This window comes from Microbacterium sp., assembly GCF_036566905.1.
Taxonomy (GTDB): Bacteria; Actinomycetota; Actinomycetes; order Actinomycetales; family Microbacteriaceae; genus Microbacterium.
The window spans coordinates 1-21,166 of sequence record NZ_DATCVK010000051.1 but is presented as its reverse complement, the minus strand read 5'-3'; the positions used below and the strand labels follow the sequence as shown (position 1 = coordinate 21,166).

Genomic DNA, 21,166 nt, shown 5'->3' with positions numbered 1-21,166 from the left:
CGCTCAGGTTCTCCTGCGCCGGCGGAGCGTGATTCCGACGAGGATCGCCGCGGCGGCGGCGATGGTGGCGGCGAGGGTCCAGCCGACGGCAGCCCCGGTGGCTGCAAGGGCGTCGTCGGCAGCGGCTGACGCAGGGGTCGTGGCTGCCGACGGCACAGGCGTCGCCGTCTGGGTCGGTGTGGGAGTCGGCGTCGCCGTTGCCGTCGGGGTGGGTGTCGGCGTCGCCGTCTGGGTGGGCGTGGGCGTCGGAGTGGGGGTCGGGGTCGGGGTCGGGGTCGGCGTGGGCGTGACGGCGCAGCCGATGACGGTGATCAGCGGGCTCGGGTAAGTGACGAGTCCGGTGGTCCACGACGGCTCGGCGTCGTCAGGGCTGGCGTAGCCGTAGGCGATGGCGGACGCATCGTGGAAGTCGGCGCAGGTGTGTCCGGTGACGGTCGCGTCGTAGGTGCGCACCTCGCCCGGCTCGTAGCGGCTCGGCCCCCACGTGTACAGGTTGCCGTCGGGACCGATGACGCGTGCGCTGCCCCACGCGGGGACGGACGACAGGTTGCGCGTGTACACCGAGATGTCGGCCACGTCGGGCGAGGTGAATTCGATGACGACACGCGCCTCGCCCAGGACGGCGTTGCTCTCGGCCGATGCCGCGACGGCGGCGAGTGCACCTCCGCCGAGGCCGAGGGTGATCGCGGCCGCCATGATTGTGACTCGTCTGCCTCTGTACATTGTGCTCCCCAAGCCCAAAGAGAACGCCCGGGGCCGTTCCCTTCCGGCTCCGGGCGGCAGTGCCCCATCTAGGTGCCACGCTACGGCGATCCGCCCGGCGGGGGGTTACTGTCGCGTTTCGTCTCGGTTAAGCCCCGTGTTCAGGAGTTTGGGGTGCCGCGGTGTCGCCGTAGTAGTGGCGCACGGATTCCCGCGAGTCGATGACGAGAAGCGCGTAGAGCGTGACGGCCGCGGTGGCGGCGAGCGCGACGAGCGCGAGGGTGATGGTGACGATGACTCGGATCACGGTGGGGGCGAGGCTCCGGGACGAATGGGCGAGGTGGGGTGCCCATCAAGCTTAGGCTTCTTGCCTATGGTTCCGCGGTGCCGTGAGGGGTGTGCCGCGTATGGGGTCCGATCAGATCTGGCCTGGTTCGGCGGAACTGATCGCCGAACTCACTCGCCGAATCTGTTGGCTTGGCCGCACCCTGTTGTGAGAAGGAATGGGCGGTGCCAACGCACACAACGGTTGCCGGTGCGGACGACAGTCGAGCGGTCCCGAAGATTCCAAGAGCACGATTGCGTCGGCTTCGCGGAGGGCTTCGTCGCCGTGGGCGACATAGTTGGAGCTGGGGGTGCCGGCGGATGTCGTCGCTGTAGAGCTTGAAGGTGGCGCCGAGCAGGGTGACGTTCTTCTTGAAGACCGAGCCGCCGAACGCATTGAGGACGAGGCCGACCGCGCGGTCGCGGCGGCGGAGGTTGATCGCGTCGACTTCGCGGAGGATCGCGACGGATTCACCGTGGCGGAGTTCTTCGGCGCGGACGGAGAAGGCGCGGATGTCTTTGGGGAGGCAGCCGCCGCCCGATGCCGGCACCGAGGAAGCGGCGGGCGATGCGCACGTCGTGTCCGATCGCGTCGGCCAATCGCGCAACTGTCTGCGTTCGATAGGTGGAGTAGATTCTCCATTGGTCTGCATCCGCATCGACGCGGTAGCGGCCGGGGCTTCGGGGAGCTACAGATGATCGACGGTGCACCGTCGCCGGAGGCGGAACTGCCTTCGGCGTTTTTCAACACAGTGCCAATGACGAGCACCGATGTTCGCATATGCGCCGCATGCGAACATCCCGCGCTGGTTCCACCGCGCCGCCCGTCGACACTGCGCACTGTACTTCGGATGCGTCCCCGCGCCGCCGAGTGTCCTGTGCTGATCGAGGATTACTCGGCGGCCGGCCCGTTGCCGTGTGGTTGCCAGGACGCCTCTCACGGGTCCTAGTGCCACTCACGTCTCCGTGAACTCTCAGGAGGCCCACGCCGATACCGTGGCGGTGTTGTTCGCGTAGATCCTGTTCTGCGTGTTGCCCTGGAACGTCGACGGCGCGGTGTCGATGAACTTTCGTAGTGTGCCTATGAACAGGCGCTTGAGCCCCCACTTGTTACCGGCGTCCGCCCGCAGCGATCGGTGATGTCGACACCTACGACGAGTGGCCCGTGACCCACACAGGCTGGATCTCGAGCTTCTCGGAGAGCTTGGCAGCACCAGTCACAATCGTGGCCTGATGGTGGAGAGGCCGTGGCGTTCGGAACCGGCTGGTGCGGTAGCCTGAGCGTCGATGATTGAGCCGACTCCAGACGCACGGGAAGGACCCGCACGTCTTGTAGCGGTGCTCGTCCGCACGATGCTCTCTGTCGCGGCTCTCTTCACGGTCCCAGCGCTGCTGCCGTTCTCGCTCCCGGCTGGGGTTGTCACAGCGATCTGGAAGCGTTGATGGGTCGGCAGGTCGTTCCCCCACTGTTGCGGAACGCGCTCTACTTGATGCTCGTCACCGCCGCCGCTCTCAGCGTCCCATTTGTCGGCCGGTTGGGTCCACTGCCGACCACCGTCCTGCTCGACGTGTGGGTGATCCTGTTCGTCATGGCGTGCTTCTCCCGGGGCCGGATCGAGACGACGTTCACGCTCGGGTTCCTCGCCGCTTACCTGCTGACTCGGATTATCCCGGCGCTATACATTGGCGCACCGCTTGAGGACTTCTTTCAGGCGTACCGGTGGATTCTCTACCTCGTTGCGTTTGCGATCGCGGTCGGCCGCGAATGGGGGCCGGTGCGCGGGCTCGTGAACACTATGTGGGTGCTGCTCGGACTAGCGTTCTTCAAGTCCGCGCTCACGTTCGCGCTCTACGGCCCCGGCGAGCGGCCCGGCCTACTCCTTGAGAACAACTTCGAGATCGCACTGTTCTGCGGCCTCGTCGTCGTGCTCTACCGGTTCCTCGGGAGGTGGAAGCTGTGGGCGGTGGTTCTCATGGGGGCAATCGCGATGCTCGCCGGCTCCCGCAGTGGTGCGATCGCGTTCGTCGTCCTGGCGCTGTTCGCTGTGTCTCAGGCGAAGCGGGCCAACCTGTTCCTGAAGTACCTCATGGCACTTGCACTCCCAGTGGTGGTCTTCGCGGCCGTCTTGGTCTTCGAGCAGCGCACCGTCACCGGGCGCAGCGTCGACCGTCAGCGATTTGCGGACATCTTCTTCGCTGAGACCGCGAACTGGGATGCATTCACATGGCTATTCGGGACCGTGCCCATAACCCCGCTCAGCGGTGGCGCGTGCTTCCAGCTCTCCTACTATCAGTTGCTGTTCTCAAGCGAGGGTGACGGTTCCTGCTACGCGGTGATTCTCCACGCCTTCCTAATGCGTGTGGTCTACGACGCCGGGATCGTCGGTCTGCTGATCGCGTTCGGCGTGACGTGGCTGATGATGCGCCGGGCCAAGGTGCAATTCGCCATCGCAGCGTCCATGCTGCTCATCGCGATCACGAACAGCTTCTCGGTGAGCGGACTGAACAACCCGTACGTGGCGTTGCCGATCCTGCTGGCGATCATGACGACCGGGGCGGTGCTGGAGGAGAAGACGCCCCGCCCGCACCGTGCGAGAGGATCGGTGCGGGCGAGGGCCAGGGCTTGATCAGAGGCGGGCTCAGAGCATCCGCCTTGCGCCCCTCTCGTACCAGTTGGTGCCATGCCTGGTAAGGGTGGGTGTCGCGTGCTGGCGCGGTGTCCAGTCCACATTGCCGTCCAGTCGTAGCGACGTCGAGTGCGTCACGGTGCCCGGGGTTGCCGCGACGAACCGGATGATGATGCGACGTCCGGGATACTGCCCCGAGGACGCTGGTGATGTTCGGCGCCCGACGTGGCGACATCGTCAAAGTCCGGATCGGCCGGGGCGCGAACGGCCCGGAGAGACACACGGATCGGATTGGAACGCCGACCGCTCCGAAGTCGCATGACCGGTGGTCGATGGGGTCGTTGTTGCCGACGACCAGCAAGGCGCCGGTCAGGTCCGACATCGAGATCGGACCACATCCAATCTGTGGATCCGGACGACGCGATCGTCTGGATATCGTAGGCGCTCGCGAGCGAGCAGCCGATGCCGTCGAGGACGTGCGCGAGGACGGCAGGGGCCTCCCCGATGGTGATGTTGTTGCCTCCCGGCCCGCTTCCGAAGACACGAGCCGAGGTTCAGGGGTACTGCGTTCTTATGGTGGGCACCAGACCGATGGCATGCGTCGCATGGCGGACTCGTGGGAGCTACAGGAAGCGATGATCGATGGACTCGCTGGGACAGACGGCAGCGATGGTAACGCGATCCTGCTCACGTTCAAGCTCGAACCGACCCGGGATGACCTCGACGCCCTAGAAGCTCACCTCCGAGCCACACACGAAACTGTCATGCAGGCGCAAGCGGCTTGGGAACTGACGCCCGCGTAAACCCTGATCCAGATCGAGCACGCCGCGACGCTCGCTAGTGTCCTTGACCAGCATCTGGGGATCATCGACCGAATGCGCGTCGTCATCGACGACAACCCGCCGCGCGACATCATTGGCTGATCTCTGCGTGTCCTCCGAAGGGGGGACAAGCTCGGTTACGCGTTAGAAACACCGGATCGGTACGGTATTTGCTATGCCCTCAGCCGGAGTCACCACGCCCAAGATCGGGCACATCCCATCCCTGAACGGGCTCCGCGCGATCGCGATCGCGGTCGTGATCTGGGCGCACGCAGGCTTCCCCGGCCAGATCGCTGGCGGCATGGGCGTGTCGCTGTTCTTCTTCCTCAGCGGCTACCTCATCACGACGCTGCTCCGCGCGGAGGCGGACCGGTTCGACCGGATCTCGCTCGGCGGGTTCTACCTCCGCCGCGTGCTGCGGATCTTCCCACCGATGTACATCGTGATCGCAGTCGTCATCGTCCTCTCCCTCATCGGGTTCCTGCCGAACACGATGAGCCCGGGCGGAACTGCGTCGACCGCGCTGTTCTTCACCAACTACTGGATCATCTTTGAGGGCCACGAGGGCGTGCCGGCTGGACTCGGAATCTTCTGGTCCCTCGCGGTGGAAGAGCACTTCTATCTGATCTTCCCGCTGATGTACATCGCCATGCGGACGTGGCTCCCCCGCCGTGCGCACCAGGTTGCGCTGCTCGTCGCTCTTTGCGTCCTGATCCTTGGATGGCGTGCGTTCCTATGGGTGAATGGTGCGGACAACCTCCGCCTCTACTACGCCACCGACACGCGTGCGGACGCGCTGCTGTGGGGCTCCATCCTCGCCATCGGGTTCAACCCGATCTACGGCGAAGTTAAACTGCCGAAGCAGGCGTGGGCGGCCCCCGCGATCGTCCTCGCGTCGGCCGCCGTCTTCTACCTGAGCAGCCGCCTCCCCGGTCAATTCGTAATCGGGTTCACGATCCAGAGCCTCGCCGCGTTCGGCATTTTCATCCCCGTCATCCTCGCCCCGAAGAACTGGATCGGCCGCTTCCTGAACTGGAAGCCCGTCGCGTGGGTCGGGGTGATCTCGTACTCGCTATACCTCATGCACCGTTGGACGCTAGAGGCTGCCGTTTACTGGCTGCCGCAGGACCTCTGGGTGCTCGGCGCGTTCCTCGCGATCGCCGCCGCGGTACTCCTGTCCTGGGGCATACGCGCCTGGGTGGAGAAGCCCTCCGAGAAGCTGCGCAAGCGGCTCAGCCGGGTCGGGGAGAATCCTGACGAGCCCAAGCACAGCGAAACAGCCCCGCCACGCGTTCCCGATGAGGGAAGGCGTGACAGGGCTGTCTCTGAGCGCCCTTAGGCGATCACCTGCAGCTCATCCATCGACGTCGGAGTGATAGCACTTAGCCTTGCGTTGGGGTCGCTCGCAAGGTGCGCATCGGTGACCGTCCTGCAGAACTGGCCGTTGATGCACAGGCGGTACACCCCGGCCGCAATGCACACGACGCGCGCAACGTCGCCCATCGCTACTCGCATCGTGGTGACGATGAGCGGCGAGGGCGTAGACGAAACGTACTTCACGACTTGCCAGACTCCGCGTGACGAACGCCGGTTCACGCGGTGCTGTGCACTGTCCCCACCACGACGTGACGGAGCCGAGCGCTCGCGGCCTCGAGGCGGGATCGCGCACCACTGATCTCTGCCAACAGCACGTCATGCTGCTCGGTGGTCTCGACGATCCGTGCGGCGTGGTCGGACGGAGTCATGTCCGTTGTCTTGGACGACCATGCAGGAGTGCTCGCAGCAATAACTCCGAAAGTCTTGGATACCTTCTGCGCACTGTGCGGGGTGAACCCGATCGGCGCTGCACCTTCGGTCATTCCGATGATCAGGGCGTGGATTCGGTCGCTGATTACCGCGCGGGACGTGCGGTAGAGGTCGCGAAGCACCTCCTCGTGGTCGGCGTGGCTGCGTTCTTGCGGCCACTCGAGGGTTGTCCCACCGAATCGTTTCGCAAGTTCCCGGGCTCGCTCGGTGTCACGCATGACCTGCACGACTGCGACGACTTCGGGGGAACCCATGTCTCGTACAGCCTGCTCGACCGCCGCGAACCAGGTCGCGTCGGGCTGTTCCCGGTCGCCGCGAAGCGTGATCACGACCCTGTGGCGTGCGGCGGAATCTCCGGCCAGTTCTACGTTGCTTCGGCCGAGCACTGTCGCCCAGTCTGGCTGGACGGCGCCGACGCCGAAGGCACTCGCGGCCTCTGCGTCCCGCCACGTGACAAGGTCCGCGCTTCGGGCGAATTGCCGAAGGAGGGAGCGCGTGAGCGCGGGGTGTTCGCGATTCGCGATACCCATCGCTATGGTCGCACCATCGCCCTGTCGAACGGACTGTGCGAGCGCCATCTGCCAGGCGAAGGTCGCGACGTAGTTCCTGCCGGTGACGACCTCGCCGGCGTTGACCGCGAAGACGGACTTCTCACGGCGCGAGTGTCGGAGCGCTTCAATCAGCCATTCGCGTTTCGACTCGTAGATGCGGTCCTCGGGCCTCAGCCCCAACCCCGAGACGTACGAAGGGTGCTCACCCGCCAGCACATGAAGCTCTCCACAGGCACGCAGCTCGTTCAGGTACGCTCGCCGCAACACGGAGTCGCCGAGGTTCTCCCGTTGCCCGCTCGGGTTGACGAAGACTCTCATTCGGTTCCCTCCAGCTCACCTCGGAATGCGGCAGCGTAACCGTGCGCGACCTGCGCCCAGTCGCGCTTCTCGAGCGCCGGAACGGCGGTCCGTGCTTCTCTCGCAGCCGTCAGAGCGCCCCGGATCACGTCGCTGCTGATCTCACCTGTGAAGCGGAGCACCCATCCAGAGCCGACCTCCTTGGCGAGCGCTTCGTTCGAGGGCGAGTCGGGAACCAGAACCGGTCGGTTGAGTGAAAGCGCAACCAGAGCGATACCGGAGTTGTGCATTTCGCGGTACGGCAACACGACCAGCTCCGCCTCGCAGATCTCAGCCACAAGCCGCTCGTCACTAACGAACTCGAAGTCGCACTCGATCCGCGGGTCCTCGGCCGCAACCGCTCCAATCGAGTCTCGTAGACCTTCGCTCGCCTTGCCTACGATGCGCAGATGCGCGGCCATCTCCGGATCCGCCGCAAAGGCCCGCGCCAGGTCTTCAACTCCCTTGTAGGGCTCGATTCTCCCGATATAGAGCAAGCGACCGTTGATCTGAGGAGGCTTTTCCAGAGTCGCGAACTGATGCCGGTAGCTCCCATGTAAGACCGTGTAGTGGTCGCCTCCCGGCGGAAAAGCGGTGACAACGTTGATCCTGACCCATGCCGACGTCATCGAGTCCAGCCGGTCGAGCAGGCGAGCTTCGGTGGCGTCGCCCTTCGTGTGCGGTTCGAGATTGTGCATCGTACGGACGATTCGGGTCCCGGTAACGCGGAGCCGTAGCAGCAGAGCGCGGAAAAGTGTACGGCGGGCGAGTGACACCCAGCGGCGGCTCCCTCTGATGAGGAACTCTGGCCAATGGACATGGAACACGTCGTACTTCCCGAACAACGCGATCCGCCACGAGAAGTAGCGGAACTCGATGTCCGACGGTGCCTCACTTACGACCTGATCGATGAATTTGATCGTCGGGCCCGGCGCCGCCACGGACTCCAGAACGGTCAACAGCCGGTCGATGTCTGCACCACGACCCGTTGCGGAACTCAAGGGCACTCGCCCGGCGCTTCCATGACTTTGCATCTCAGCGGAAGCACTCATGCGTCGTTCGCCTTCTGTCGGTAGAGATCGCGGGGGAACGCTGCAAGGAGCTTGTCGGCATCGAAGACGGGCGGCCGTTCCCCACCCATGGCCAACGCTTCGTCCACGGTCGACGCGGCGGAGTAGTCGGGACGCCCGGTACCGGCGTAGTAGTCGTCATACTTGAATGCAGGCTCAGACTGAGAGAGGATCAGTCGCGCGGGGATTCCGAATGCCTCGGCAAGCACGATCCCGTGGAGTGAGGAGCCGCAGACGAACGCGCTGCGTGCGATTCGCCCGATGATGTCATGGGGACGGCCGATGGGGTCAATAACGTTGTCCCCGGTGAGGTGTGCGCGATCGTGGAAGTTCGGAACGATGCTGACCTCCGATTTCACACCATCGGAACCGTCGAGGTAAGACGAACGAGGCCAGTAAAGCGGCCAGAGCAGGGCGGGATCGCCGTAGATCTCGGGAACGGACATCCCTGCGGCCTCCAGTAGGGCGCGCGTTGCCGGTCCGCGCACAGCGCGCACATCGAGATCCGGGGCGGCGCCGACGTCCATTGACTTGCCGTTCACTCCCGCGCCCCACACCGTATCGCCGGGCCGTGTGAGCTTCATGATCGATCCCACCGCGACGAGTCTTCGAGGTTGAAATGGTTGCATCAGCCCGGCGTCGCTCATGATTCGTTCCACGAGAACGGGACCGATGAGATCCCCGAAGTTGTTCAGTGGGCGACCGGGCGTCACTCGGCCGAGAAGGCCGGGGCGACGCACGCGCGGATTGAAATGGACGACGGTGACGGACATAGAACCCCTTACCGGCGACGGAGCCTGCGGGCCACGTCGAAGAGCTGTGAGTAGTCGGTGCGGACACGGGGGACAAGCGTCGCTAGCGCGAAATAGGCACCGAGAAGCGGGACCAGCACCGCGAGCTCTGCCCACGGATTCCACATCGTCATCACGGTGTACGACAGGAGCACGCACACGACGGAGATCGGAGCGAAGAGAGCGATCGGGCGGATTGCGATAGCAATGAGAGGCCCTCTTCGGAGGCCGGTCTTGCCCATCGGGAAGATCGTTTGAAGCGTCCAGTTGATCACTTGACCGATCGTCGCTCCGATGGCTACGCCCAGCGGCCCCCAGATCACTCCGACGGCCATACAAGCGACCATCGCCGATCGACCGATGAGGGTCCATCGAAGCTGCAAGCCGGTGAGCGCTCGCGACAAGAACACCCAGTAATAGACGAAACCGATCCCTTGAAACACGCCGCCGACTGCCAGCACGGTGAAGATCGGTTTCGCTTGGTCCCACCCCGGGCCGAGCAGGATGTCGATTGTCGGATCGGACAACGCAGCTAGTAGCCAGAAGGTCCCACCGAACGTATAGCCGAGGACCAGCTGTGCCCTCTGAACGTACTTCTCGTACCGCGTGTCCGTCTGCAGCCTGGAGAGGACCGGCATCGCCACCTTTGTCATGGGCGCGGCGATCTGCTGAAGCGGCAATCGGAACAGTTGGTACGCGCGGTCGTAGACACCGAGCGGGGCCGGCCCCCACACCCGACCGATCAGGATGCTGTCGATGTTCGACGTCAGGTAGGAGAAGAGTTGCACCCCAAGCGTATTGGCGCCGTATACATACAGAGCGCGCATCTGAGCACCTCGACGAGGCAGCCCGGGAAGCCAGCGAGCCGCCGCTACCAGCCCGATGAGGGTTACAGCGGCGATCGTCAGTTGCTGCGCGACGAGAGCCCAGTAGCCAAAGCCAAGAAGCGCAATCCAGATTGCCACAACGAGTGCGATCGCGACCGCGGCGACGTCCACTGCTGCCAGCCACGCGAAGCGCAGCTTGACCGACACTTCGGCGCGGAACTGGGCAGTGAGTGCATTGAGGACGAACGTGATTGCCATCACTTGTGCAATCGGCATGACTGCGGGCTCGCCGTAGAAAGCGGCGAGCGCGGGTGCGCCACACACCACGATCAGCCCGAGCGCAACGCCGATGACCGTGTTCGTCCAAAAGAGATTTGTGCGCTGCTGCGGAGTGATCGTTTGCGATTGGATCGCTGCGAGGGACAGGCCGAAGTCACCTACCACGGTCGCGACGCCGACGATCGCGAAGACCATCGTGTAGAGGCCGTAGTCGGTTGGGTCGATAAGCCGGGCGAGGAAGGCCACGGAAGTCAGCTGGATCACAAAGCGCACCAGTTGACCGGCGAGAGTGACCGCTCCGCCGCGGGCGGCGGCATTAGCGAGGCTCAGGATGGGCTCCATGCATGAAGAACGGTGGAGATGTGTATCGACTTTGCCCAGACTCTGACGCGATGAGGGCCCGAAGCACGGGTCATCGCCGAGTCCTCACGACCGAGCCTTTGACTGTGGAACCCGCGCCAACTCAGACAGGCCAACAACAAGTGCTGCGGGGTGCGGTCGCATGGCCAGCGCCCGTCGCAGCAAGCTCAGCGACTCGCTCCAGTCACCGGCTGCCAACGCGGAGCGCAGCACGATCGAACACATGAAGTCGCCGCGGGATCGAGTGCTTGCGTCGGCTGCATAATCGTCAAGCCAGTCGCGACTCGCTCGCCAGTTCTTCGAGCGCGAGATCGAGTCCACCGACCCCTGATACACGCGAACGAGCGCCTCTTCGTGAGTAATGATCTGCGTACCCCGGCGGTCGAGATCGATGAGGAGTCCCCAATCTTGGTGACGAGCGAGGGACTCACTCCAGGGCACGTCGTGGGCGATGGTCCGGCTCAGAAGGAGGGTCGAGCTCTGGATGAAGTGGCGTCGGAGGGTGATCGTCGAACGGTCCAGCAGATAGCTCGACATAGTCCCGGCCTGGCTGAAGGGTCGTTCGGGTACGACGCGCTCCGAGCTTCCCACGAGGAGCGCCCGGCTAGTGATCACGGCAGCAGGACTCACCCGCAACAGCGCGAGCTGCTTCTCCGTCTTCGAAGGAACCCACTCGTCATCGTCGTCGAGGAATGCGATCAGCTCGGAGTCGGCGTTTGACACGCCGATGTTCCGTGCTGCACCGCCACCCCGTGAGCCTTCAGTTAGGACGAGCTTGTGAGGGAATCCAGCGAGCTGGTGCGCAACATCATCCGCCTTCTCCGGGCGATCCAACACCACGATCGGCTCTACAGGCACCGTCTGACTCAGCACGGACTTGACTGCGCGCACGAGCTCGGGGCGACCGATCGTAGGAATGACAGCAGAGACTTTCACAGGACTCCTCGCTTCGCGCGGAGCAGCCGAATGAGCTTGAACGGCTCAACGAGGTAACGGTGGCCAAGCCGCCTGGGGCTGCTCGCTAGGCGCCAGAGCCACTCGACACGCAAGCGGCCCGTCCACCGAGGCGCGTGCGACTGCTCGCCAGCCAGTTGGTCGATTGCGCCACCCACGGTGGCGACGACGCCCCCAAGTCCGCGCGACATCAGCTCGACTGCGATCGACTCCTGAAGAGGCATGCCCATGCCGATGACGGTGAGTTGAGGCGAGAACTCGTCCACCTTCGTGGCGACGTCGTCCAGATGCTCCGGCGCCCACGGATTGCCAGGAATGCCCAGGAACACGGTCGCCGGTGCCAACTGTTGCGCGCGTTCGATGAACTTGCTGTTCGCGGCTTCACTTGCGCCCACCACGCACACGCGACTCACCTCAGGCAACTCGATCGCTGCCGGTATCCAGTCGGTCGATCCGATCCGATAGTCCGATGGCAGCGGCGTCTGGCCGCGTCGTCGGCGTTCCCTATTCAGAAGTGCCAATACCGGCCAGCCGTCGAGAACGGCGATATCCGCCTTCTGATAGAAGTCTCTGAACTCTGGATCGGCATGAAACAGGTAGGCGCTGTGGAGGTTGTGCCCTGCAAGAAGGATTCGCCGCTCATCCTCGACAGCGGATGAGATTCTGGCCAGCACCTCCTCGGACGTCAACGGCGTCACTGCTAGCTCCAGCGCCGGCACGTCGGCCCACGCAGCGTCGTTTGTGGGCGTCGGCTGAGTCGTCGTCATGATGCTGTTTCTCCCGGAGCCAGTGCGGCCTTGGCCGTCTTTGCGAGGATCGCGAAGTCGCCAACGAGGGACCAGTTCTCGACGTACGACAGGTCGAGTCGAACGGTGTCTGCCCAAGAGAGGCTGGAGCGGCCGCTCACCTGCCAGAGGCCTGTGATGCCCGGCTTCACGAGGAAACGGCGGTGCACGTGGTCGGCGTACTGTGCGACTTCCAGGGGTAGCGGCGGTCGTGGGCCGACGAGCGACATCGATCCGCCGACGACGTTGAACAACTGCGGCAGCTCATCAAGGCTGAACTTGCGCATGAGGCGGCCGACGGGCGTTACGCGCGGGTCGTTCCTCATCTTGAACATCACCTCGTTACCTGAGTCGCGCTCCTGCGTGGCGAGCTGTTCGAGCAGGTCCTCGGCGTTCTCGACCATCGAGCGGAACTTGAGCATCGTGAACTCTTCGCCGCGCAGGCCAATCCGCGTCTGGCGGAACAGAACCGGCCCAGGCCCTGATCGCCGCACGGCAAGCGCAAGCCCGAGGAGCAGCGGACTGATGAGGATCAGGCCGGTAAGAGTCACCGCGAGATCCATCGTTCGCTTCGCAATGCGCTGACCTCGGCTGAACTTCGGCGTCTCGACGTGGATCAACGGCAGACCCGCAACCGGCCGAGTGTGGATACGTGGGCCGGCGATGTCGACGATGCTCGGTGCCAGCACGAGGTGCTGATGCCCCGCCTCGAGGGCCCAGGAGATCTGCTTCACCTTCGTTGGAGGCAAGTCATCGGTGCTCGTCACCGCGACCGTATCGGCCCCCGTCGCAGCGATGGCGCGCTCCACGTTGTCGACGTTGCCCATGATCGGGATGTCAGTGCCCGAAATGACATCGGCGATCTTGCCGGTCGGAACGCAGGCGCCGACGACCCGATATCCGGCCGAGGGTGACCTGTGGAGCTCTCGAGCGATCGCGGCGACCGATTCGGCAGAGCCGACAAGAAGGACCTTGGCGGAGTATTCACCCAGCGACCGGTGAGCGATGAGCCACTGGCGCCAGAGCCAGCGCTCGAAGAGGAGCGTGAAGATGCCGAGCGGGAGCGCGATGAGTAGATAGCCGCGTGCGACATCGACGCGGAAGAGGAAGGCGAGGATCGCGATCGCACCGAAGAGCACGAAGCTTGCGCGGGCCACGCGCACGTATTCGGTGTTGCCCGCGCCGATCACGCGGTGATCGCGCGAGTCGATGAGCGCGAGAGCCCACATCCAAACGATGACGAGCAAGGCGGAGAAGGCCCAGTATGAGAACTCGTTGAAGCGAGAATCCTGACGGATCGAGACCTGGGCGTTGCCCCAGCCGAACCAGAGAAGCTGCGTTCCGAAGGCCACCCAGACGAGGATGAACAGGTCGCTGAACCACAGCCGCCGTGAGTAGGCGCGGCGCCACGGAGTGCGGCGGGCTTCGACAGGCTCAGCGACCGCGGGAAGGTTGGCGACGGGGCGCGCTTCGTCTCGCTCGTTCCTCGCTCGCTCAGCGACCGGGGGAACAGCGGCGTCGAGGCTCACCGAAGAAACGGCTGCCCGTGCCTGGGGATTGGGCGGCGTCTCCGTTGGCGCGTCGATGTGGGGATTCGACGTCACTATGTCTTCTCGCTTTGTGGTGGATTACCCGGCCACCACGGGCAGGGTATCAGGTGTTTGTTTCGGCCGAATAGTTGGAATCGGCATTCGCGTCCATGGGGAGGGGAAAACGCCGACTCCATTATTAGAGCGCTCTCATCCTGCTCATGTCCATGTTTCGCTGCGTGGCGCTCTGGCTCAGGATTCGCTCAAGGCGGGAGGGTGACCGTCGGTGTCGCTGGACTACAATGCGCATGCTCCGCTTGTCGATTTGCACTGGTTAGCGCGGTGTGATATTTGCGCGTCCGCGATTGTGACCAGACACGAATCGCCGGCGTTTCGGCTCTGCGTTTCGACTCGCTCGTTCCTCGCTCGCTCAACGACCGGGAGGGCGGGAAGGGCGGAAAGACGGGGGCGTGGGGAAGCGGCCGGCGGCGTCAGCGGGCGGCGCGCCGACGGGCTGAAAACGCGACGTACGCACCCGCGACCAGGATCGCTCCACCAAGACCCAACGCCCACCAGGGGAACCCGGGGAGGTCGGGGCGCTGGCCGACGGCATCCCTGTCCCGAACGGGAGTGGGGAGGATGCGTTCGCCGGTCACGAGGATGCGGTGGGTGTTGATGCCGAGTGGCGTGCAGGTGACGAGGGTGACGAGGTCGGCGCCGCGCTGCGCGTAGAGGGTCTCGGTCCGCTCGGGCTCGACGACCTTCGTGTCGGTCACCCGGTAGGTCAGCACCTCGCCGAAGACCTCGATCGTGAAGGTGTCGCCGACGGCGACCTTGTCGAGGTTGGTGAAGAGCTCGGCATCGGCGAGGCCGCGGTGACCGGTCAGCACCGAGTGCGTGCTCGGGCCGCCGATCGGGAGGGCGGTGCCCTCGAGGTGGCCGATGCCCTTCGCGAGGGTGTCGTCGGTGGTGCCGTGGTAGATCGGCAGGTCGACGTCGATCGAGGGGATCTTGATGCGGGCCATCAGGCCGGTGTCGTCGGCGTGGAGGAGCTGCTCGTATCCATTGTCGGCGCTCGTCTCGGCGAGGGGTTTGTTCTCTCCGGCGGCGACCACAGACGTGCCGTCGACGAGCGCGTCGTTGTAGGCGGCGGCATCCTGGATCGCGGCATGACGCGACTCGACCGTGAGATCTCGCACCGTCTCGGAGTAGGCGTCGATGCGCTGCGACTGCTGGTATTGCGTGAACCATGCCGCGGTTGCCGGGTAGAGGAGCACGGCGATGCCGAGCAGAAAACCGAGGGCGAGGGCGGCAGCCGACCACGGGAAGCGGCGGCTCGCACGCCGACGCGACCGGTCGCGCAGAGGCGCTTCCGGTCGCGTCGGGTGCTCGGTGAGGAGGGTCACTCGGTTCTTTCGGGTGAGGTGGACGGTGGCGGGCGCAAAGGGGAGGGGGCCCGCCACCGTCCGGTTCACGGCCGTCGGGGGACGGCGGTGAATCGGGTCAGGCGTTCGCCTTCGCGCGACGGGCGATGAGCGCCGCCGCCCCGACAGTGATGGCCACGAGAGCCGCGCCGCCGACGCCGAACCACAGGGCGCCGTCACCACCGGTGAGCGGCAGCTCCCACGCGGGAACCTGCTCGTTCTCGACCTTGACGATGTTTACCGTCGTGGTGGCCTGCCCGGCCGCGACCTGCACCTGACGCGCCGTACCATCGAGCACGTAGCCCGCGGGGGCCGCGGTCTCGACCAGCCAGTACGTGCCCGGGCGCAGCGCCGGGATGGTGAGAAGGCCGCCGTCGGCAGTGGTCCACTCGCTCGCACCCGCGACCGTCACCGGCTTGGTGCCGGCCTCGTCGAGGAAGAGCTTGAACTTCGCGCCCTTGAGCAGCACCTCGGGGTTCGCGTCGGTCTTGGCGTACTTGAGCACGCGCAGCTGGCCCGCGGTCGTCGTGGTCGACGTCGTCAGCTCGCTGTCGTTGACCACGCTGATCGCGTCGTTCTCGATCACGCCGTTGGCGGGGATCGCCTTGACCTGCGTGAGCACGGTGAACGTGACGGTGCCGCCCTGCGCGCCGGCGAGCTTGGTGAGGCCGGCCTCGGTGAAGGTGACGGCGTACTCGTTGGCGCCGGCCGGGGCGATCGTGTAGTCGGCTGCGACGAGCGCAACCGGGGCGTCGGCGGCGGTGGTCGCGGTGACCGCGCTGGGCGCGACGCCGAAGGCCGTGGCCTGCGCGTCGGTGACGAACGCGAGCTGCGCCGGGTCGACCTGGTCGCGCACGACGAACTCCGAGAGCTCCTCGCCGTCGGCGAGCACGGGCACGTCGGCGACGATCTGCCAGCGCACGAGGTCGCCGTAGGCGAGCTCAGCGGCGGTGGGTGCGACGACCGTCTTCTGCAGGTCGGTCACGGCGTTCTTCGGATAGACGTGGACGTCGTAGATCCACTCGTTCGGGTTCTCGGCGTCGGGACCGGTCGGGAACGGGATCGTCACGAGGAAGGGCTCGGCCGCGTCGGTCACGGTCGAGGGCGACTTCGTCTCGGTGACGAGGTACAGCGCGTACGGCAGGTTCGCCGTGGCGACGCCGCCGTTCGCCGTCGTCACGGTGGTGACGGACGTGAGGCCGGCGGTGGTGGCGGCGGCGACCGGGTCGGCCGCGTCGGCGATCGCCTCGACGGCATCCCAGCCTGCCGTCGTGGTGAGCGCCGGCGTGTTCACCTTCTGGATGGTGAACTCGACGCCGTCGAGACCGATGCCGGTGAAGCCCGGGATCTTCTCGCCGGTGCCGGGGTCGAGCGGGCTGTCGGCCGTGCGCTCGTACTTGTGAATGGTCAGCGAGCCCGACTGGCCGGTGATCTCACCGATGCCGTTGGGCGTGGTCGCCGATGCGGGAGCCGTCACGGCGACGGCCCCAAGGATCCCCAGTGCGAGTGCGCCGATGGCGGCGGTCACTCGCTTCGAAATGGACGTGTTCATGTTGATCTACTTCCCCAGAAGTTGGTCAAATGGTGCTTCGGATGGATGGATGGGTTCGGGTCGTCGGGTCACGCTGTGGTCAGGCGGTGCCTCGCTTCATTCGGCGGGCGGCTCGCCACGCGGCCACGGCGACGACCGCCGAGACGATGGCCCCACCCAGGAGCAGGAAGGCGTCCGACGCGGTGCCGCCGGTGAGCGGCAGCACGACCGCGGGCACCTTGTCGTTGACGAATCGGTAGGTCGCCTGCTCGCCGGCGGCGACCTGCACCTCGGTGGACGCGACGGTCTCCCAGTTCGCGTCGACGGCGGGGTCGGTTCCCGGCTTCAGCTTCTGCAGCCCGAGGTTGCGGTAGGCGATCGTGCCCGAGTCGTCGGTCTCTGCCAGCGTGTACGTGTGCGCGGGACGCACCTCGAACGCGTTGCCCGCGTTCGCCGCGGTCGCGCCGGGCGTCTGCAGCACGGCCAGAGTGAAACCCGACGCCGGCGTGCCGGTCAGTGTGAAGTCGGCGGGCACCAGACCCGAGCCGTCGGCCGTCTTCTTCAGCAGCGTCAGTGTGGCAGTGGTGTTCGTGATCGTGCACGTCACCTTCTGGCCGAGCGGCACGGTGACCTTGGCGTTCGTCACCGCGACGGCGGTCGTCGTTCCGGTGAGCACGCACTGCCAGCCGGCGGATGCCGGGACGTACGTGTCGGGTCCACCCGACTCCGAAAGGGTGTAGGCGGCAGCGGGCGAGACGCTGGCGGTCACGGGCGTCGAGGCGCTGTACGTCCCCTTGGGCCCGGTGAGCGCGCCGGACGGAGCCTTCGCCTCGAGCGTCCACGCCGACGTCTTCGCGGTGCCGGGCGCCGCGACGACCTTCACGAGATCGAGCGTCTGCGTGCAGGTGACGGTGTTCGTGAACTCGAAGACGTTCGCGCCGCCCACGAGGGTCGCGCTGTAGTCGCCCTTCGCCAGATCCAACGGCAGTCCAGTCGACAGGCCGTTGCCCGCCGTCAGCTGCTGCGACGTCAGCACACAGCCCGGCAGCAGCTGGGCGTCGATCGTCGAGGTCTCGCGCAGCGCGAGCTGCTGACCGATCGAGAACCCGCTGTACGCGGTGCCCCACTTCGGCGACGGCGTCGCGCCGAGTCCCGGCGTCGCGGCGAGGCCGACCGGCACCGCCGGGTCGCCCGCATTGCCGCGCTGGTAGTACGTCCCGACGGTGGTGCCCGCCGAGTCCTTCACGACCCAGGTCTTGTTCGCCTGCACGGTGGCCGCCTGGCCGTTGATGACGGTGCAGACCACGGCGTCGCCGACGGCGAGGCCGGCCAACGAGAACGTGGCGGCGTTCGGGATGCCCGAGATCGGGGCGCCGTTCTTCAGGCACGACACGCTCTCCACCGACCAGCCGGGCTTGGCCGTCTCGGTGATCGAGACGTTCGCGGTCTGGGACGCACCCGTGAAGGCGATGCGCCACGGCTGCGGCAGGTAGCCGCCCGTCGCCGTCGTCTGCGCGCCCGCCGGCGTCATCGTGCCCGCACCGGTCTTCGTGGGAGTGAACGTCCAGTTCGCGGCATCCGTCAGTGTTCCGTTGCCCGCGCGCTCCTGCTTGCGCACCTGCACCGTCGCCTCGCACGTCAGCGACGAGGCCAGGTTGCCGAGCTGGGTCGCGACGACGTCCCAGCTGGTCGGGATCGCGAAGTCGGCCTGGCCGATCGGGATGCCGCCGTTCGCGGCCCACTGCACGGGGCCGGTGACCGACGCGAGGTTGTACGGCGTGTTCGGGTTGAGGTAGTCGCCGACGCCGAACGTGATCATCTGCGTGCCCTGCGCCTTAACGAGGTTGGCCGAGAGGATGGCCTCTTCGATGCCGCGTAGGTCGGTCCACGAGCCGTTGCCCGAGTTGCTGCGGTAGCGGGTCGGGTTGCCGTCGGTCAGCATCACGGCGATGTCGTAGTCGGCGCCGGCGACCTGCTCGATGCCGCGATCCCAGTTGGTGTACTGCGTGCCCGACACCGAGATGCCGTTGATCTTGGACGTGATGCTCGAGAGGTTGGCGCTCGTCACGACGGTCGGTGCCATCACCGTCGCCGCGTCGTTGCCGAACTGGTAGATGCCCAGCGACACGCCCTTGTTCGCGAACGCCGTCGCGAAGGCCTTGGAGGCGGTACGAGCGCCGTTCAGGCCCTCGTTGCTGTTGTAGGTCATCGAGGTGGACGTGTCGACGATCAGCGCGACTTTGAGGCCGGGTGTGCAGGTCGGCGCGAAGCGCGGGTTGTCGACCGTGGCGACCATGTCGGTGCCGTAGTGGTTCCAGCGGTTGGATGTCGACACGGTGCGCGACAGCGGCAGGCCGGGGTTGCCGACGCGCGAGCTGCTCGGCATGTCACCGGTGCCGGAGGTGGGCACCTGGTACGGCGTCTGCGACCGGGTGATCACCGGTGTGCGGAACGCGTACGGCGTCGCGGCGAAGCGGTTGCTGTCGTTCGTCGCGTCGGTGTTGTCGCCGGTGACCAGGTACTGGCTGAGGAAGGCGTCGGGGCCAGCGGCCGCCGTGGGTACCACCCAGTAGCGCGAGCCGTTCGAGGTGGGCACGTTGGTGAGCACGAAGCTGCAGTCCCCGTCGGCGTCGGTCGTGCAGGTCGCGACGACCGTGCTGCCGTACGTCGCGCCGCTGTCGACCGTGGTCTCGTTGCGCAGCTCGAGCTTGATGCCCGCGGTGGCCGACGTCGTCGTCTGTCCGCTCGACGCAGTGCGCAGGGCGCGGAGGTTGACCGTGACGGCTGCGCCGGTGGATGGGATCGAGGGCGCCGCGAGCGGAGTGATCGCCTGTGCGGCGCTCGCCGCGGCGGCCGTGTCGACGGACGTCGCCGGCGCCACCGACGGCACGGCCAGCGCGGGTGCGAGGCCGCCGAGCACAAGGCCCGTCGACAGCACGGTGGCGGCGATCGCAGCGGCCGAGCGCCGCGTACGGCGGCGGTTGCGGGCGTGCTGGCGCATTTCGCGGCGCGATGAAGCGTCGTTGTTCATATCGGTGCCCCCCAGAGGCATCGCTAAAGAAGGCAGCCCCAAACCCGATGCGCCCCCACGGCGCACGGGCTCTGCCCTCAGAAATGTCGTGCTTCGCGAGACCGCCGGTGAACTTCGGGTGCCCGGCGTCGCGGCGAAAACGCGACGTTCTCGAACCTAGGGGTGCCGTTCGAAACGGTTCAAGTCCATTACGCGACTTGAGGAGAAACCGAGGTGATCTTGAGGTTCGACCGGGTCCGACGATGCCGCTCGACAACCGGACACAGCGACCCGGCCGGAGCTATGCCGGACGGGGGATATGTCCGTCCCTGAGGGTGGTCACGTCAAGGGATGCCGACGAGGGCATCGCCGATCCACGCCACGACGCCATCGCCCCGGGCCGCGATCGCGACGGGGCCTGCGGCACCCGTTCCCTCCGCACAGCCCACCGCCGACGCGACACCGGACATATCGGCAGCCACGCGCATGATCGCGATGCCGGCGCAGTCGTCCGCCTGATGCGCCACGAGGATGTCGGAACCGTCGACCGCCACCGCCAGCGCCCGCTCGGGGGCAAGCAGAGCCCACTGCTCGCCCGACCATGACCACGCACGCCCGTCGCACACCAGTGCGACCACGTCGCCGAACGCGTGGAGCCCGAACGCGGCCGGGCACGGCGCGGCAACGGGACCCGACGGCAGTTGCACTGACCCGGCGTCGCGAGGGTCGACGTAGCGCGAGGCGGCGAGCACGTCGGGGTAGGAGTCCCAGAACTCGCCGCGGGTATAGGTGCGCAGCGCCTGAGGCTCGCAGCCGGCCGTGGCTCCGACCAGCTCGGCGTCGCGGCCCGAGAAGGCCTCGAGCGTCTGCACCTGAGCGACGCCGAGGTAGGCGGGCGTCGCGTCGGTCCACGTCGCGCCCTGGTCGTACGAGCGCTCGACGACGGGTGCGGGGCCACCGCACGAGCCGGTGGTCGCGCGCCACCAGACCTCGGAGCCGATCGCGAGCATGCGAGCCTGCGTGAGGTCCACGGCGCTCGCAGTCGGCGTCGGTGTCGGCGTCTGGGTCTGAACTCCCAGCGAGAATGTCGGCACCGGCTGGGCCTCGCCGCGTGCCGCGTCAGGATTGGCGTGCTGGTACGCCGCCCATGCGAGCACCGCCACCACGACGACGAGCGCGAGCACTCCCGTGATCGCGAGCCACCTCGCCGCGCCGAACCGTTGCATGGGGCCGATGGCTCAGGGCAGGGGGTCGTTGCGCCCGGGCGACGTCGACGCCCCGCCCGCCTGACGGACGATGTCGTCGATCGTCAGCCCAGAGCCGGGTGCGGCGTCAGTCGGGCGAGACTGCTCAGTGGGCGCGGGAATCGATCGCACAGGCTCGGCCGTCGCGGTGGTGCGCGCGACGGGCGCAGGCGCGTTGGCGGTCGCCGGCCTCGC

17 protein-coding genes and 1 pseudogene are annotated in these 21,166 nt (G+C 66.3%); 2 read left to right on the top strand and 16 right to left on the bottom strand.

Annotated elements, in window-relative coordinates; translation table 11 throughout:
• Positions 1-3 precede the first annotated feature (3 nt).
• The 3 genes from VIP82_RS04445 to VIP82_RS23010 all read right to left on the bottom strand — a co-directional run bounded on the left by VIP82_RS04445 (position 4) and on the right by VIP82_RS23010 (position 1,577).
• Entirely contained in the window at positions 4-696 is a 693-nt protein-coding gene (locus tag VIP82_RS04445) for a hypothetical protein (protein WP_331906073.1), read from the bottom strand.
• 154 nt (positions 697-850) lie between these two features.
• Complete coding sequence (locus VIP82_RS04440; RefSeq protein ID WP_331906072.1) at positions 851-1,009, bottom strand: hypothetical protein; 159 nt, start codon at positions 1,007-1,009, stop codon at positions 851-853.
• Positions 1,010-1,073: 64 nt separating this feature from the next.
• Positions 1,074-1,577: a hypothetical protein gene (locus tag VIP82_RS23010; RefSeq protein WP_414684610.1), complete on the bottom strand. Its 504-nt coding sequence runs from the start codon at positions 1,575-1,577 to the stop codon at positions 1,074-1,076.
• Between the two features lie 891 nt (positions 1,578-2,468).
• Here VIP82_RS23010 and VIP82_RS04430 point away from each other — a divergent pair.
• Together VIP82_RS04430 and VIP82_RS04425 are read left to right on the top strand one after the other, a co-directional pair.
• On the top strand, positions 2,469-3,653 hold the full coding sequence (locus VIP82_RS04430) for a hypothetical protein (RefSeq protein WP_331906071.1): 1,185 nt from the start codon (positions 2,469-2,471) through the stop codon (positions 3,651-3,653).
• 996 nt (positions 3,654-4,649) lie between these two features.
• On the top strand, positions 4,650-5,813 hold the full coding sequence (locus VIP82_RS04425) for an acyltransferase family protein (RefSeq protein ID WP_331906070.1): 1,164 nt from the start codon (positions 4,650-4,652) through the stop codon (positions 5,811-5,813).
• Here VIP82_RS04425 and VIP82_RS04420 read toward each other — a convergent pair.
• The 13 genes and pseudogenes from VIP82_RS04420 to VIP82_RS04360 all read right to left on the bottom strand — a co-directional run.
• Positions 5,810-6,034 carry a hypothetical protein gene (locus VIP82_RS04420; protein ID WP_331906069.1) on the bottom strand — a complete coding sequence of 75 codons (225 nt, stop codon included), beginning with the start codon at positions 6,032-6,034 and terminating at the stop codon, positions 5,810-5,812. The two genes, VIP82_RS04425 and VIP82_RS04420, sit on opposite strands and share 4 nt — an antisense overlap.
• Positions 6,035-6,066: 32 nt before the next feature.
• A complete protein-coding gene (locus tag VIP82_RS04415) occupies positions 6,067-7,149 on the bottom strand; it encodes a polysaccharide pyruvyl transferase family protein (protein ID WP_331906068.1) in 1,083 nt (360 codons plus the stop codon).
• The gene (locus VIP82_RS04410; protein ID WP_331906067.1) at positions 7,146-8,219 is read right to left on the bottom strand and encodes a glycosyltransferase; all 1,074 of its coding nucleotides are present in this window, start codon (positions 8,217-8,219) and stop codon (positions 7,146-7,148) included. The genes VIP82_RS04415 and VIP82_RS04410 overlap by 4 nt, the downstream gene beginning before the upstream one ends.
• Positions 8,216-9,010: a polysaccharide pyruvyl transferase family protein gene (locus VIP82_RS04405; protein WP_331906066.1), complete on the bottom strand. Its 795-nt coding sequence runs from the start codon at positions 9,008-9,010 to the stop codon at positions 8,216-8,218. Before VIP82_RS04405 ends, VIP82_RS04410 begins: the two co-directional genes overlap by 4 nt.
• Before the next feature lie 8 nt (positions 9,011-9,018).
• Positions 9,019-10,476 (bottom strand): lipopolysaccharide biosynthesis protein, encoded by a 1,458-nt coding sequence (locus VIP82_RS04400; protein WP_331906065.1) that lies wholly within the window; start codon positions 10,474-10,476, stop codon positions 9,019-9,021.
• Between the two features lie 84 nt (positions 10,477-10,560).
• Positions 10,561-11,430, bottom strand: coding sequence for a glycosyltransferase family 2 protein (locus VIP82_RS04395; protein ID WP_331906064.1), 870 nt, complete (start codon positions 11,428-11,430; stop codon positions 10,561-10,563).
• Complete coding sequence (locus VIP82_RS04390) at positions 11,427-12,215, bottom strand: WecB/TagA/CpsF family glycosyltransferase (protein ID WP_331906063.1); 789 nt, start codon at positions 12,213-12,215, stop codon at positions 11,427-11,429. The genes VIP82_RS04395 and VIP82_RS04390 overlap by 4 nt, the downstream gene beginning before the upstream one ends.
• Entirely contained in the window at positions 12,212-13,762 is a 1,551-nt protein-coding gene (locus VIP82_RS04385; RefSeq protein ID WP_331906062.1) for a sugar transferase, read from the bottom strand. The genes VIP82_RS04390 and VIP82_RS04385 overlap by 4 nt, the downstream gene beginning before the upstream one ends.
• 491 nt (positions 13,763-14,253) lie before the next feature.
• On the bottom strand, positions 14,254-15,168 hold the full coding sequence (locus VIP82_RS04380) for a class C sortase (protein ID WP_331906061.1): 915 nt from the start codon (positions 15,166-15,168) through the stop codon (positions 14,254-14,256).
• A 97-nt stretch (positions 15,169-15,265) separates the two neighbouring features.
• A complete protein-coding gene (locus VIP82_RS04375; protein WP_331906060.1) occupies positions 15,266-16,738 on the bottom strand; it encodes a SpaH/EbpB family LPXTG-anchored major pilin in 1,473 nt (490 codons plus the stop codon).
• Positions 16,739-16,817: 79 nt separating this feature from the next.
• Entirely contained in the window at positions 16,818-19,718 is a 2,901-nt protein-coding gene (locus VIP82_RS04370) for a prealbumin-like fold domain-containing protein (protein ID WP_331906059.1), read from the bottom strand.
• A gap of 353 nt (positions 19,719-20,071) precedes the next feature.
• On the bottom strand, positions 20,072-20,953 hold the full coding sequence (locus tag VIP82_RS04365; protein WP_331906058.1) for a hypothetical protein: 882 nt from the start codon (positions 20,951-20,953) through the stop codon (positions 20,072-20,074).
• Positions 20,954-20,965: 12 nt separating this feature from the next.
• Positions 20,966-21,166 (bottom strand): annotated as a pseudogene (locus tag VIP82_RS04360) (hypothetical protein); the annotation flags it as partial.